This window comes from Nocardia otitidiscaviarum NBRC 14405 (genome assembly GCF_000308635.1).
GTDB lineage: Bacteria > Actinomycetota > Actinomycetes > Mycobacteriales > Mycobacteriaceae > Nocardia > Nocardia otitidiscaviarum.
Genome location: NZ_BAGD01000280.1, coordinates 64,053 through 79,374 on the forward strand (window position 1 = coordinate 64,053; position 15,322 = coordinate 79,374).

General features: G+C 72.7%; 10 protein-coding genes and 1 tRNA gene. All 11 read left to right on the forward strand.

What is annotated here, in order from left to right; all coding sequences use genetic code 11:
- Positions 1–213: 213 nt before the first annotated feature.
- Entirely contained in the window at positions 214–1,551 is a 1,338-nt protein-coding gene (locus tag ON31_RS33060; RefSeq protein WP_147287134.1) for a hypothetical protein, read from the forward strand.
- 28 nt (positions 1,552–1,579) lie between these two features.
- On the forward strand, positions 1,580–2,386 hold the full coding sequence (locus tag ON31_RS35130; protein WP_147287132.1) for a DUF8176 domain-containing protein: 807 nt from the start codon (positions 1,580–1,582) through the stop codon (positions 2,384–2,386).
- Positions 2,387–2,392: 6 nt separating this feature from the next.
- The gene (locus ON31_RS33070) at positions 2,393–3,220 is read left to right on the forward strand and encodes a MinD/ParA family ATP-binding protein (protein WP_039819161.1); all 828 of its coding nucleotides are present in this window, start codon (positions 2,393–2,395) and stop codon (positions 3,218–3,220) included.
- A complete protein-coding gene (locus ON31_RS33075) occupies positions 3,217–3,843 on the forward strand; it encodes a hypothetical protein (protein ID WP_147287131.1) in 627 nt (208 codons plus the stop codon). The genes ON31_RS33070 and ON31_RS33075 overlap by 4 nt, the downstream gene beginning before the upstream one ends.
- A 44-nt stretch (positions 3,844–3,887) precedes the next feature.
- The gene (locus tag ON31_RS33080) at positions 3,888–5,546 is read left to right on the forward strand and encodes a cutinase family protein (protein ID WP_255222357.1); all 1,659 of its coding nucleotides are present in this window, start codon (positions 3,888–3,890) and stop codon (positions 5,544–5,546) included.
- Complete coding sequence (locus ON31_RS35135) at positions 5,543–7,849, forward strand: DUF8176 domain-containing protein (protein ID WP_051038233.1); 2,307 nt, start codon at positions 5,543–5,545, stop codon at positions 7,847–7,849. The genes ON31_RS33080 and ON31_RS35135 overlap by 4 nt, the downstream gene beginning before the upstream one ends.
- 114 nt (positions 7,850–7,963) lie before the next feature.
- A tRNA-Gly gene (locus tag ON31_RS33090) sits at positions 7,964–8,036 on the forward strand.
- 161 nt (positions 8,037–8,197) lie between these two features.
- Positions 8,198–8,479, forward strand: a complete 282-nt coding sequence (locus ON31_RS33095) for a hypothetical protein (protein ID WP_029924149.1) — start codon at positions 8,198–8,200, stop codon at positions 8,477–8,479.
- 127 nt (positions 8,480–8,606) lie between these two features.
- On the forward strand, positions 8,607–9,776 hold the full coding sequence (locus tag ON31_RS33100; RefSeq protein ID WP_244961268.1) for a hypothetical protein: 1,170 nt from the start codon (positions 8,607–8,609) through the stop codon (positions 9,774–9,776).
- Positions 9,777–9,883: 107 nt separating this feature from the next.
- Entirely contained in the window at positions 9,884–10,699 is an 816-nt protein-coding gene (locus tag ON31_RS35140) for a hypothetical protein (RefSeq protein ID WP_051038234.1), read from the forward strand.
- A complete protein-coding gene (locus ON31_RS33110) occupies positions 10,699–15,300 on the forward strand; it encodes a cation-translocating P-type ATPase (RefSeq protein ID WP_051038235.1) in 4,602 nt (1,533 codons plus the stop codon). The genes ON31_RS35140 and ON31_RS33110 overlap by 1 nt, the downstream gene beginning before the upstream one ends.
- Positions 15,301–15,322 lie beyond the last annotated feature (22 nt).

Genomic DNA, 15,322 nt, shown 5'->3' on the forward strand with positions numbered 1-15,322 from the left:
GACTCGTCCGTATTCAGTTGCCGGACCTCAGTTTCGGGTACCATCATCCCGGCAAAACATCATCGCAGGTGACGGGGACTCATCGCGGGGTAATTGCGGCGGGAACCCGATATGTCACCCGGGGTGGTGACGGCCGACCGCAGTGGGCGTCCAGAGGGTTTGGTGTGGGATGTGCGGTCGGTGCGACACCCGCCGCGAACAAGGGGATCCGGAATGACCGCTAGACGCACGTTGACCGCTCTCTCCGTCCTACCCGTGGTCCTCGCCGCGGGACACGGCGTGGCCGGGGCGGCGCCGGGACAACCCGGGCTCGCGGTGCCCGGTGAGGGACAACCGGGACTGACCCAGCCGCCCCAGGCCCCCGCGACACCGCCGACACCCAGCCCGGCCGACTGGATTCCGGACCCGCCCCCACCCCCGGCCCGGCCCCGGCCGCAGCAGCAGGTGCAGCCGAATATCGACACCCTGGTGCAGCCACCGGGCCAGCGCGAACAGCCCTCCGAACCCGAGGCCGAGCCCGCGCAGCCCGCACCGGAAACGCCGTACATTCCGGAGAATCCGCACCAGTTGCGACTCGGCACCGGCATCGTCGACCTGCCCGAATGGGTGGACGTGCGGACGCGCGACAAGGCGCAGGCGTACGCGGACTGGGCGGAATGGCAGATCGCCGCCGCCTACGACGGCATGGGTTTCTCGCGTGAGGAATCCGACCGCATGGCCGCCACCAGCTCGATGGGCGCACTGCTCGGCGCCGGTACGGCGGGCGCACTCGCCCCGGCCGTGCTGGTGCCGATCGGCTGCGGTGTCGGCGCGGCCGTCGGCGCTCTGGCCGGTGCCGCGATCGGCGGCATCCCCACCGCCGGAGTCGGCGCCCCGGCCGGTGCGATCGTCGGCGGTATCGCGGGATGCGTCGGCGGCGGATCGCTCGGCGGCATGGTGAGCGTCCCCCTGGTGGTCGGCGGCGGAGCGCTGGCGGCCCTCGCGGGTGGCGCCCTGAGCGGCGGCGACTCGACCAAACCACAGCCCCCGCTGCCCATCGACCAGCCGGTGGCGACCCAGGTCGCGGCCCCCACCCCGGCACCCCTCATCCACATCCCCGGCGTGCTGACCGTCGCCGCACCGGTCATCCCCGGCATCACCCCCGCTGCCGCACCCGCCGCGCCGGGCGCACAGCCCGCACCTGCTCCGCTCATCGACATCCCCGGCGTCGCGACGATCGCCGCACCGGTCATCCCCGGCATCACCCCCGCTGCCGCACCCGCACCGGCGCCCGCCCCGATCGCGGAGGCCGCACCCGCTCCGATCGCGGAGCCAGCTCCCGTGTGGGAGCCCGCGCCGGTCGCGGCTCCCCAGTACGCGGAGCCCGTCGCGCAGGTGACCGCGCAGGTGGTGGAAACGGCCGCGGCGGTGGAGGAGTCCGGGCCGGTGGGCGCGGCGGTGGTCGGTGGGTTGCGGGATGCGGTGGCGGCCATGCCGCCGCTGGCTCCGGAGCTCGGGCCCGCCGCCGATGTCATCAATGGTGTGGTGTCGGCCTTCCACGCGCCGCGCTGAGTGACGACGACCGATTGGAGTGATGTCGGTGTCCGAGCGGCGTGACCCCTCGATGCCGCGGGCGACGATGCCCGCCCTGTCCCCGGAGAACGCGGGAGCGGATCACCCGGCGAGTCCGGAAGCGGCCCCGTGGTCCCGGTGGCTCGAGACCGATGACGGTGTCCGCGGCGACGTGCGCCGCGCACCGGACCCGGACGACTACGACGGCGAGGATCTGTCGTCGGATCTGCGGGCCGAGGACCCGATGGCCCCGCTCGTCGAGGAGGCGCGGCGGCGCAGCCTCGCCACCCGCCGCCGACAGCGGATGATCATGCGCTCGGCCCTGGCGGCCGCGGCGCTGGCCCTGGTCACCGTGGTCGCGGCCGGAGCCTGGCTGTTCACCGGCAACGAAACGCCTACGGCCGCACCGCCGTCCACACCCCCGGAACCGCCCGCGGCGGCACCGGCCGCCGACGCCACCGACAGCTGGTGCCAGCCGTCGGTCACCCCCGAGCGGGTGGTCGGCGCGGGTGCGGGCGATGCCACCACCGCGCCCGGTGTCATCCTGCGCCTCGAATACGCCTGGTACGTACAGCGGGACCCCGCCGCCGTGCGCGCCCTGCTCGCCCCGGACGCCCGGGTGGCCCCGGAGAGCGCCACCCGCGAGGCCATCGCCGCGGTCCCGGCCGGCACCCGGCACTGCGTCACCGTCTCCCCGCTGCCCGCCGGGCGCTGGCTGGTCGGCGTGGACGAGCGGCATCCCGATGGTGAGCAGGCGTCCTGGCAGCAGATCGTCACCACCGCGCACCGTGACGGACGAGTGCTCATCACCGCGATCGTCGCCGCGGAAGGGTAGTGCCCCATGACCTCCGAGGCGGTGGAGCTGTCGGTCACGGCGACGCCCGGCGCGCCGACCGACCCGGTTCCACTGCGCGGCGGGCAGGGGCGCCTGGTGCGCGCCGCCCTGCCGTCGGTGCTGGTGCTCGGCACGACGGGCTCCTCCGGCGCGTCCACCACCGCGCTCGGACTGGCCGCCGCGGCGGTGGCCGAGAGCGACGGACAGGTGTGGCCGATCGTGGTCGACGCCACCCTCGGCGGCGGTGATGTGGGTCTGCGCGGCTGTGACGCCGCCGCACCCGTGAGCACCCTGCAGGATTGGCTGAACACCCCGCATCCCGAACTCGCCTCCACCGTGCTCGCCTGCACCGGCCACACCGCCACCGGAGTGCGAGTGCTGCCCCGCGGCCCGGACCCGCTGCCGCGCCGGGAAACCCTGGTGTCGGTGACACGCCACCTCGAGACGGCCGGGCTGCTCGCGGTGCTGGACGCGGGCGCGCCGGTCACCAGCCGCCTGGCCGCACCGCTGCTCTCCGACCCCCGGGTGGGGCTGGTGATCACCGTCGCCGCCCGGCCCGACGCGGTGAACCGGCTGCGACCGGCGCTGCGCTGGCTCGACGAGCAGTACAGCGAGTTCCTCATCGGCGACGCGGTGATCGTGCTGACCGAACAGGTGCAGGGCGCGGGAAAAGCGTCCATCGACCATGTGCGCACCTATCTCGGCAAGTGGGTGCGGGAAGTGGTAACGGTGCCGTTCGACGGGCATCTGGCCGCGGGCGACGTGATCTCGTGGCACCGGCTGGCGGCCCCGACGCGTGACGCGTATCTGCGACTGCTGGGGGTGCTGCGGTGAACGACTGGCCGCCCGTACCCATGTGGCACCGCTCGGTGCCGGTCCCGCCGGGACGTCCCCCGCTGGTGTGGCTGGTCGGCGTGCACGGCGGCGCCGGGGTGACCAGTCTGGCCGCCAGTATGAGCTGGGCCGGTGATGCGGGGCGGCGCTGGCCGGGCCGCATCGGGCTGCTGCACGATATGGATTCGCCGCTGGTGGTGCTCGTCGCGCGCACCCATATGAGCGGTGTCAACGCTCTCGAATACGCGCTGCTCTCGCATCAGAACGACGCGACGCCGGCGGGCAGCCGACTCGTCGGAGTGGTCACGGTGGCCGATTCCGCTCGCCCGCTGCCGGAGTCGGTGGCACGCCGACGGCAGGTGGTGGAGGCGCGCGCGGTCGATATGGGCGCGCGGGCGTGGCGGCTGAACTGGATCGAGCCGTGGCGCGAACTCGAACCGCACCGCATGCCGGTCTGGGATCCGGCCGCCGTGCGCAATCCGGTGGACGAGGGCGACGCGACACGCACTCCCCCGCAACCGGTTCGGCATCTCGCCGAACAGATCTTCCTGGCCGCGCGCGCGGCGGGAATAGCTCTCACCGCGCCCGAGGCGCAGCAGACCGGACACCGCGACACCGGCTGAACACCGGTGCGGCACCCACCGCCGAATACGAGGAGGATCGAACATTGCTGTCCTGGGCAAGAATTCGACACTCGGCTGTCCTCGCGACCGCCGTCAGCGTCATCGCGGCGGTGGGGATCGGCGGCGCGTCCGCCGCCCCGACGGACCAACAACCACCCATCGAGACCTGCCCGGCGCTGTTCGCGCTCGGCATCCAGGGCACCGGGCAGTCGTCTCCCGACGCCGCGGTGACCACCGATACCGGCATGCTGTCCACCGTCTTCCGGCCCATGCTGGCCGCCGCGCCCGACGACGGTCTGGTCGCCCGCGCGTACGTGCCCTACGACTCGTCGTTCGGCGGCGCCACCTCGGCCAACGAGACGCCGTACGCGCAATCGGTGAGCGGCGGGCTCGGCACCCTGAAATCCATGGCGCGCTCGGTACTCGACCGCTGCGAGCACACCCGCATCGCCGTCACCGGGTATTCCCAAGGGGCGCATGTGGCCTCGCTGTTCGCCCAGGAGGTGGGCGCGGGGCGGGGCGCGATCCCGGCGGACAAGGTGGCGGCGGTGGCGCTGTTCGGCGACCCCACCCGCAATCCGGGTGCGCCGCTGTTCCCCGGATCGCCGGGCAAGGTGACGCCCGACGCGGTGCCCGGCACCGGTGGGGAGGCGCTGTCGCGGATCACCGCGCAGCCCGCGCAGGTGGCCTACGGCGGCGGGATCGGACCGGAACGGGATGTGGCGGCCAACTTCGGCGCACTCACCGGGCGGGTGGCGAGCTTCTGCACCGCCGGTGATCTCGCCTGCGATGTGCCCGAGGACGCGGCGCTGCTGAAGGTGGTCGCCAATATCGCGGGGCAGGTGAAGCTTTCGGGCGGTGATCCGATCGGGTCGCTCATGTCCATCGGGCAGGCACTGGCGTTCACCTCCATCAAGACCGTGACCAATGTGGTGAACAACGATATTTCGGGCACCTCGCTGAGCAATCTGCGGATCTCCCCACAGAAGTCCATTTCCCAGCGACTGGCCGAAGCGTCCGATCCACGCAATCAGGTGAACATCCCGGACGCCTTCCAGGCACTGCTGAAGCTCGGGACCATCGCCATCAACACCGTGGTGACCGTCGTGCGCACCGTGCTGACGCCGGGCAATATCGCCGAGATCGCCACCGCCGGACTGGCCAATCCGCTGGCGGGGCTGGCGGTGCTGGGCACCAAGGTGGTCGGCGCGGTCACCCAGCTGGTGCCGCCGACCACCATCGACAACCTGGTCACCGAGGCGTTCGAGGCGGTGGTGGAGAACCTGCAGGACAACAAGGACCTGTTCGACGCCAACACCTGGGTGCGGTACTGGCAGACCGCGCAGAAGCACGACTACTCCAACCCGCAGGGCAGCGACTTCGGCGACAGCCCGGCGCAATTCGTGGGCCAGTGGTTCGCGGCGCTCGCCCACGACCTCGCCGGAGTGCACGACTACGGCAGCGCCCCCAAGGGCGGCAGCGACCGGCCCGAGGGCGGTTTCGACTTCGCGCCCAGCACCACGAGCGCGCCGTCCACCGCCCCCGACGGCCAGTTCCCGCTCGGCGGTCCGAGCGACGCGACCACGCCGCCGAGCACCAGCCCCGCGCCGCTCTTCGCGCCCACCACCGCCCCGACCACGAACCCCGCCGGCTCCGGCGGCTTCCCCCTCGCCTCCCCCGCGCAACCACAGGTCATCCCATGAGCACCACCGACACCTCCCCCGCCGACGGCGGGTACTCCGGCAGCTGGGCCGACTGGATCGGCGAAAGCCTCGGCGCGACACCGACTCCGGACCGCCACGGCCCCCGCCGCGAGCGCGGCGCGTCCGCACGCCGCCGCCGACGCGACAGCCAGGCCGCCGAATTCGCGGACGCGCGGGGCGGATACGGCGATGACGGGTTCGACGAAGCAGCGGCCGAGGACGGCGAACCCGCGGCCGACCGCTACTTCCGGCCGGACGACGAATACGACTTCGACGACGAGGACGACTACGCCGACCTACCCGGCTGGGACGACCGCCTGGCGGGCCTGGCACGACAGCGCGCCCGCCTCGTAGACGTCGAGGACGACGACCTCGAGCCTGATCCCGGCGACGGTGCCGACTCCACTGCCGACCGACCCGACGCGAGAACGCACGGGTCCACCACGGCGAGCACCCGCCAGCCGGGCACCGCATTCCGGGATCGCGTGCCGAAGGCGGCGTGCGACGGGGAGACAACCGGTGGACCGAGCGAATACTCCAGCGGTACCGATGATGACGTGGCTCCAAACGCGCACCCGGGCAGCCACGACGCGAACGCGAGCACCCGCGGCAAGCAGGATGACGAGGGTGACCGCGACGGCGGTGGTGCCCCGAACACGCGATCGACAGGCGGCGGCCGGTCCGGCGCGAAGTCGACCGCCACGGCGGGATCCGCGGCGTGGCGGCGGGATCGGACGGCCCGGCCGCACCCGTTCCCCTCATCGGATCCGCACTGGATGCCCGAACCACCGACCGCACCTCCCGCCGTGGCGCATGCGCGCTCCGGCGGTACCGCACGGGCGCACGGGGATTCGGCCGACCGGGAGACCGACACCGGCTCGCGGCCAGCCGCGCACTCGACCGCGGCATTCCGGCAGGACGCCCGGGCGAACCAGGACGCCGGATCACCCGCGCGCGATACTCCAGGTACAGACCCCACCCGCGGCGCGACACCGCGGTCCGATCACGGCCCCACCGGCCGTCCGGACCACAGTGCGGAACGGCGATCGGGCCACGAGGTGAACGCGCGGTCCAACCGTGGCAGGACCACCGCACCGGACTACGACAGGACCGCGCGAGCCGACCACGGCGGAGCCCGGCGATCAGACCACGACAGGACCGCACTACCGGACGACGAGAGGGCCGCACGATCGGTCGGCGACATCACCGCCGGATCGGCGCACGGCACAGACGCTCGGCCGGACCACGACCCCGCCATTCCTCCGGAGCATGACGTCCCGGACCGCGACCCCGACGTCGGAGTTGGGTACGCCGCGGGCGCGACGCAGGACTACGACAACGAAATCCGATCGGGAAGAGGCTCAGCCCCTCGGCCGGGGGATGATCCGGATACACGGTCGGGATACGGCGCGGACGCATATCCGGAAGACGGAACGGGCGCACGGGGATACGACGCGGGCACTCCGTCGGCATACGACGAGGGGGCGCACTCGGCATACCGCCCGGGCACCCGGTCGGCGAATGGACCGAGCGTGCGGTCGGGGTACGGGCCGAGTACGCGGGCCGAGGTCGCCGCGCGGTCGCGGGCGGAGGCGGCGGCGGCCCTGGCTCGGCTGCACCGGAACTCCGGGGGCACGCGGCGGCGGGTGGGGGCGGATCGGGAGCCGTGGTCGGTGCGGGAGCGGATGTGGGATGCGCGGGAGCGGTGGGCCGCGCCGTTGCTCGGGATGCTGGGGGTGTGTGCGGTGGTGGCGGCGGTGCTCGTGCAGGTGAACAAGTCGGGTGAGCCGACGTCCGCCGCGGCGGCGCCGACCGTGGTGCCCGCGACATCGGCGGCTCCGGATGACTCGGCGGCTCCCGAATCACCGGCGGCGGGGAACGGTGCGACCACGCCGGTGGGCGCAGCCACGCCCGAATGTCCGGCGGAGGTCAAGGGTGAGCATGTGCGCGGGAACGGTCCGGGCGGCACCCGGACGGGTCCGGACGCGATTCTGGCGTTGCAGCACGCCTACTACGTGGCGCGGTCGGGGGCGCTGGCCCGGGAACTGGTGGCGGCCGATGCGGCGGTGCCGTCGGCGGCCGACATCCAGGCCGGGATCGACACCATTCCGCCGCTGACCACGCACTGCGTGCAGATCGCACCGGGTGCGTTCGCCGGCCAGTACATCGTGATCGTCACCGAGTTCCGGCCGGACGATTCCCGGCGGATCTGGAGTCCGCAACTGGTCATGACCACCACGGATGCGGACCGCACGGTCATCAACGCCATCATCCCGCTCCCCGACGACGCCACGCCACGCTGAGGGCTGCGCACACGCGCCGGGGGCGCTCCGATCCGGGCGTTTTGGAGTTTCGCCCGGGTGTGGGCTAATGTTCTCTCTCGCACGCCGCAGGGCAAACGCCCCGGTGAGCGAGATGCGGATGTAGCGCAGCTGGTAGCGCATCACCTTGCCAAGGTGAGGGTCGCGGGTTCGAATCCCGTCATCCGCTCCCCCGAGAGCCCCGACACGATCACTCGTGCCGGGGCTTTCGTCATCATCCCCGGATCCGACATTCCGGACATCCCGACACCCCGTGAAAGCCGGTCGCGCACAGTAGATCTCGGGCACATTCACAGCCACTTCGCGACGGATTCGCGGTACCTTCGGAGGGTGACGATCATCAGCGCCCTGGCCGACACCGTGCTCGCCCAGATCGGGAATCCGACTCCCGAGACGCCGCCCGCGGCGGACAAACTCATGAAGCTGGTGCGGTACTTCACCTGGTTCGTGCTGCTGTCCGGCGTACTGGGCATCACCTACGCGGGCGGTCGGTTCGCCTGGGAGAAATGGACCGGTGGCGGACTGGCGTCGCCGAAGATGGTGGCCGGAGCCATGATCGGCGGCATCATCGCCACCAGTGCGGGCACCATCATGAACGCCGCCATCGGCTGATCCGGGACGGATGACCGGACACGGTCCCCGGTCGGCACGGATTGTCGGTGCCCGACGCTAATCTCGTCGAACAGACTGGCGAACAGGTGTCGACAGCACGGACAGTGGGGCCGCGGTGACGAGAAGTGTGAGGAGTGCGAGCGGACTGCTCGACAGCCGGGACAGCGTGACCTTCGGGCTCGAGGACGTCAACGAGGTCGTCGCGGTCATGGTGGACGAACAGGCCGAGGAACGGCCGCGCGACCGGGAACTCGTCACCTGTCGGCTGGGACTCGACGGGGAGAGCCCGGAAACGCTGACCCTGTTGGGCGCGCGGCTCGGGGTGTCGCGGGATCGGGCGCGGCAGTTGTACACCCGCGCCGTCGGGCAGATGGTGCGGCGGGTGCAGGGCACCGGACATCCGGATACGGCCGTCTTCGCCGAACGGTATCCGGTGGGCCTGGGTGACGAGCGGCTGGTGCGCACCCTGCTGGCCGAAACCTATGCCACCGACAGCGATATCGCCGCGCAGGACTGGGCGTATCTGAAGCTGCGGCTGGCCGGGCACGATCTCCAGGATTCGAAACGGCTGGCCGGATTCGTCTTTCAGCGCATCGCGGGCTGGCAGCAGAAGGGGCGCTGGCATCTGCTGCCCGCCGCCAAACCCGAGGAGGTGCCGGCCGGGATCTGGAATCCGTGGCTGCGGCGCGTGGAGTGGGCCGACGGCACGCCCGAGGAGCTACCCGACGGCCCGGCGCGGCGCCTGGACTTCGACGACGACGGACGCGGGACCATGTTCGCCGAGAAACTCGGACGCGAGGTGACCTTCGATACCGGCCTGCAGGCGCGGCTGCTGCGCATGCTGGACGGGAGTGAACGCGTCGAGGAGTTCCAGGAGTATCCCGGCGCGGTCGAGTACGAACTCGACGGAGCCCAGCGGGTGCACCACCCGAGTGTGGCGGTGCGCTTCGCCGACGGGCGGGTGGTGCTCATCGACGTGATTCCGCTCGGGCACGCGGCGGTACACGCCAACCGGGCCAAGGCGACGGCCGGGCGCGGGTACGCGCACGCGCGCGGCTGGGGTTGGCTGGTGTGGACGGGCAGTCAATCCGGGGTCGCCGACCTCATGCGGCGGCAGGTCGACGCGCGCACCGAGAACATTCTCCGCAACCGGCTCGCCGACGGACCGGTCGACTGGGTGGAACTACGCCGGATCCGGGAGGAAACCGGCATGGAACTCCTGGATTTCGCCGCCCTGGTGCTGAAGCACGGATGGCGTTGGGACCGTGGGCCGTTCCGGCTGAGCCGCGAATCCTGATCTTCCGCCGGCACGTTTGCCTTCCCGTTCCCGGGCTACGTCCATGACATCGTCACCAACCATCCTCGGGATCAGTCATGGGTATCGCATCGGGTACGACGAAGGTAGTGAGCAACACGGCCGCCGCGGCCACCTCGGCGGTGACCGCCACGGTCGGTACGGTCGGCGGCGCGGTGGTGGGAGCCACCACCGGCGCGGCGCGCGGCGCGGTCCAGGGGGCGTACTCCGGCGCGAAATCAGGCGTCAGCACGCCCACCGCGGTCGCCCTCGGAGCGACCGCCGCGGGCGTGATCGGACTCGTCGAATGGCCGCTGGCCCTCGGCGCGAGCACCGTCGCGGGCGCTGTCTACCTGGTGAACCGCGCCCGGCGGCACGACGATTCGGGTCGACCGCGGCACCGCGAGCACGCTGGCCCGACCACCGGCAGGCAACACGACAGCGCCGCCTCGACCCGACGCCGCACGTCGACCGGCACGGAGAAGGGCAGTGGCGGCAGCTCCTCGGACGAAGTCATGACCGGCACGACGACCGCCCGCCGACGCACGATCCCGTCCGCCGCGGAGACAACGTCCGAGCGCGAGGCAACGGCCGCTAGCGAAACCGACCAGACCGCCGGTACCCGGCGCAAGTCGGGTACGCGCAAGAGCAAGACCGGCACCAGCACGCGAACCACCGGCATCAAGCACACCCGGCGGGACGACGCGGCGGCGCTGGACGAAGGCGCGGATGCGGAGGGCAGCGCGGCCGCGGCGAGTAAGCCCGAGGGAGCGGCGAATCGGTCCGCCGGTGCCGAAGGCGCGCGCCGGAAGTCGTCCACGACACCGACGCCGCGCAAGCGTTCCACGACCGGCAAGTCCACCACCGGCAAGTCCACCGCCGCCAAGTCCACCACCCGCAAGTCCACGACGGAGACCGCACGCTGATGCCCGGACTGCGCTCGATCGCCACCGCACCGCTGCGGATTCCCGTGCTCGGAGCCGCCGCCGCGGTCACCCTGGTGGGCCGTCCCGCCGCCGCGGCGGCCCGGGGGACCCGCCACCTGCTGGAACCGATACTGCCCGACGCGGTGAACGAGTTCACCGACGATGTCACCCGAGAGTTCGAGGCCCTGTTCGACCCGCGCCCACGGCAGCGGCAACGACATGTGGCCATCCGGGACAACCGGATACACGCCGAGGTCCGGGGGCTGCACTCCGAGCAGACCGACCGCGTCGCGAAGGCGGTGTCCGAACGTCTCGACCGCACCGACGGGGTGCACTGGCACCGGGTGAACGAGGCGCTCGGGCGGGTGACGGTCGCCGTGGACCGGGAAAAGCTCACCACGGCGCGGCTGGAGGAGATCCTCGTCGACGCCGAACGCGCCGCCGGAACCGATAGCGCGGCCTGGAGCCAGGTCGTCGACGACACCTCCGAACGCGAACCCGTACTGGCCGCGGCCGTCCAGTTGGCCGGTGATCTCGTCGGCATCGGGGTGGCGGTGGCGCGCTCGGCGCTGCCCGGCTCCACCCCGGCGCAACTGCTGCGCGCGGGCGTCTCGCTCGCCGACGGCCAGCCATCGGCACGCGCGCTGCTGGAACGACACCTCGGCCGCGACCGCACCGACACCCTGCTCACCACCGGCAGCGCGCTCGGGCAGGCGCTGGACGGGCACCTCGCCAGCCTCGTCGCCGACAGCCTGCAACGCACCGTGCGGCTGGTCGAAGCCGCCGCGCGGTACGCGCAGTGGCAGCGCTGGGACGATCTGATCGCCGGGCCGGACCAACCCGGCGTCCACCACTACCGGCCGCCCGAACTCCGGCCGGTGCCGCTGCCTCCCGGTCCCGTCGAGCGCTGCACCGAGCAGGTGTCGACGGGGTCGGCCCTGGTGTCCTTCACCTCCCTCGCCGGAAGCCGGGGCATGTCGGACGCGGCGGACGCGCTCGCCGCGGGCGTGCCCAAGGCGGCGCGGGCCAGCCGCGAGACCTTCGCGGGCACCCTGGCCACGGTCATGGCCGTGCAGGGGGTGCTGACCATCGACCCGGTGCTCTGGCGGCGGCTCGACCGAGCCTCCGCCCTGGTGGTGGACCGCCATGCGGTGCGCGGTGACCGGCCGGTCGTGCTATCGGCCGATACCGGCAACCCCGACTGGTCCACCGAGCATGTCTGGAGCGCCGCGCAGCGGCTGCTCTGGCGCGACGGCCCCGACCTGCCCATTCCCCCGCCGCGCTCGCGCCATCGCGAACAGCTCACCCTCGTGCCGGAGCAGGGGGCGCCGGGCGAAGATCCCGACGCGGGGCCGATCGGGAAGCACGCGGACACCGATGAGGGCGAACCGGTCTGGTACGAGTTGCGCGACGGGGACAGCGTCGCGGGCCGGGTACTGGTCGGCTGGGAACTGCACCCCGAGGCGATCGGACTGCTGGCCGCCGCACGCAAGGCCGGATTGCGGGTGGTGCTCGTCGGCGACGAGTCGACGGCCGAATTACGACGCAGCGCGGACGAATTCGTGACCGCGGGGGGCTCGGCAACCGCCCTGGTGCGGCGGTTGCAGCGGCAGGGTCACGTAGTCGCCATGCTGAGCGGCAATGCGCACAAGGCATTGGCCGCGGCGGATCTCGGGATCGGACTGGCGCACGGGAACGGCACCCGGTCGCGGGTGCCCTGGCAGGCCGGAGTGGTGTGCCCGAATCTGGCGTGTGCGCGGCGGATCATCGCCGCGGCCGGACCCGCGCGCGCCGCCAGCGAACGCGGGCGGGTGCTGACCCTGTCGGCCTCCACCCTCAGCGGCCTGCTGCTCGCCTCCGGCCCCACCCGGAGGCGCCCGGTGGCGGCCACCGCACCGATTTCGTCGGCGACCCTGCTCGGCTTCGCCACCGGACTGCTTTCGGGCCGCCGCGCCGGGCGCACCGACCAGATCACGCCGGTACCGCTGGTGCCCTGGCACGCCCTGGAACCCGATGAGGTGCTGGCCCGGCTGCCCGCACCCGAACCCCGACAGCCGCGGCACGGAGCCGTCACCACCGAGGCACTGAAGGCGGCGCGCTGGCTGGCGCGTCCCACGGAGACCGTCGCCGATCTGGCGCAGCAGGTGCGCCGGGAGCTCGCGGATCCGCTGACCCCGCTGCTCGCCGTGGGCGCGGTCGCCTCCGCGCTGCTGGGCTCGCCCACCGACGCGGTGCTGGTGGGGTCGGTGCTCGGCCTCAATGCCGTGGTGTCGGCGTTGCAGCGCCGCCGTGCCGGACAGTCCCTGCACCGGCTGCTGGTCGGTGAACGCCTGCTCGCCCGCCTCGTCACCGAGGATGGTGAAACCAGCACTCCCGCCGACGAATTGCGGCCCGGCGACGTGATCGCGCTGCGCTCGGGCGATGTGGTGCCCGCCGACGCCCGGCTGCTGGAGACCGACGGTCTGGAAATGGACGAGTCCGGGCTCACCGGCGAATCGGTGACCGTCGACAAGCAGGTCGGCGCGACTCCCGGTGCGGCCCTGGGGGATCGGTCCTGCATGGTGTTCGAGGGCGGTGTCGTGGTGAACGGCAGCGCCCGCGCGGTGGTGGTGGCGGTCGGCTCCGCCACCGAATCCGGCCGCGCCCTCGCCGTGGCGGGTCCGCCGCGCACCGCCGGGGTGCAGGCGCATCTGCGCTCCCTGTCCGAGCGGGTGCTGCCGCTCACCCTGGGCGGCGGCAGTCTGGTCACCGCGACCAGTTTCCTGCGCGGCCTGCCGCTGCGGCCCGCGCTCGCCGACGGGCTCGCGGTGGCCGTGGCGGCGGTGCCGGAGGGACTGCCGCTGGTCGCCACCGTCGCCCAGCTCTCGGCCACGCGCCGGCTGTCGCGGCGCGGCGTGCTGGTGCGCTCCAGCCGCACCATCGAGGCGCTGGGTCGGCTGGACACCGTCTGCTTCGACAAGACCGGCACCCTGACCGCCGGGAAACTGCATCTGGCCGCGCTCGCCGATCTCGAGGAGTCGTGGGAGACCGACCAGGCCGGGGACACCCCGCAGGCCCGGCGGCTGCTGCGCGCGGCGGCCCGCGCCTGCCCGCACACCGAGGACGGCCCGCTGGTGCACGCCACCGACCGTGCGGTGGTGGCGGCCGCGGATGCCACCCTCGGGCCGGACGCGGCGCACACCTGGGACCCCATCGAGGAGATCCCGTTCGAGAGCAATCGCGGCTACGCGGCGGCGGTCGGACACACCGCCCACCACATCCGGCTCTCGGTCAAGGGTGCGCCCGAAGTGCTGCTGCCGCGCTGCACCCAGGTGCTGCGCGCCAACGGCAGCAGCGGCGGACGGCGTCGGGTCGAGTTCACCGCCGACGAACGGTCCGCCGCCGAGGCCCGCATCCAGCGGCTCGCCGAACGCGGCCTGCGCGTCCTGGTGGTGGCGCGACGCGACTTCCCGCGCACCCCCGACGATGTGGCCGACGAGATCGAACAGCTGACCCTGCTCGGCTTCATCGGACTGGCCGACACCCCGCGCCCGCAAACTCGCGACCTGGTGCGGCAATTGGACCGCACCGGCATCAGCGTGCGCATGATCACCGGCGACCACCCGGTCACCGCCCGCGCCGTGGCCGCACAGCTCGGCATTCCCGCCGACACCGTGGCCACCGGGGCCGATCTCGACCAGCTGGACGAGGACGCCCAGGCCGAACTCATCGACCGCGCCACCGTCTTCGCCCGAGTGAGCCCGGAACACAAGGTGCGCATCGTGACCGCGCTGCAGCGGCGCGATCATGTGGTGGCCATGACCGGGGACGGCAGCAATGACGCCGCCGCCATCCGCACCGCCGATATCGGCATCGGCCTCGCCGCCCGCGGCTCGGTCGCGGCCCGCGAGGCCGCCGACCTCATCATCACCGGCTCCGATGAGGACCGCGACGACGAGCGATCGCGCGGCATCGACCTCACGGTCCTGCTCACCGCCCTGGTGGAGGGACGCGGTATGTGGCAGCGGGTCCGCGACGCCATCGGCGTGCTGGTCGGCGGCAATGCCGGTGAGGTGACCTTCACCATGCTGGGCACCCTGCTGTCCGGGCGCGCCCCCATCGGCACCCGAAAGTTCCTGCTGGTCAACCTGCTGACCGATCTCGGCCCGGCCATGGCGGTGGCACTGTCGGGCACCCGTACCGCCAACGACCCCCTGGCACCCGACGACGCCGGGCACCAACTGCGCCAGCTGCCGAAACCCGAACTCGGCGGCGACTTCCTGCGCGCCGTCGCGGTGCGCGGCGCGTACACCACGGCGGGGGCGGGCGCGGCCTGGATACTGGGCCGCGCCACCGGTCGCCCGAAGCGCGCCGCCACCATGGCACTGGCCGCCCTGGTCACCACCCAGCTCGGCCAGACCCTCATGATCGGCCGGGACAGCCCGCTGGTCTGGGCCACGGCCGCGGGCAGCACCGCGCTGCTGGCCGCCATCATCATGACGCCCGGGGTGAACTACTTCTTCGGCTGCACCCCGCTGGGGCCGCTGGCGTGGACCATCGTCGCCGGATGCGCCGTCGCCGGAACCGTCGGCGCGGCGTACACGGGCCGCTCACTGCGCTGAGCGGCCCGCCCGGTGGGTCCGG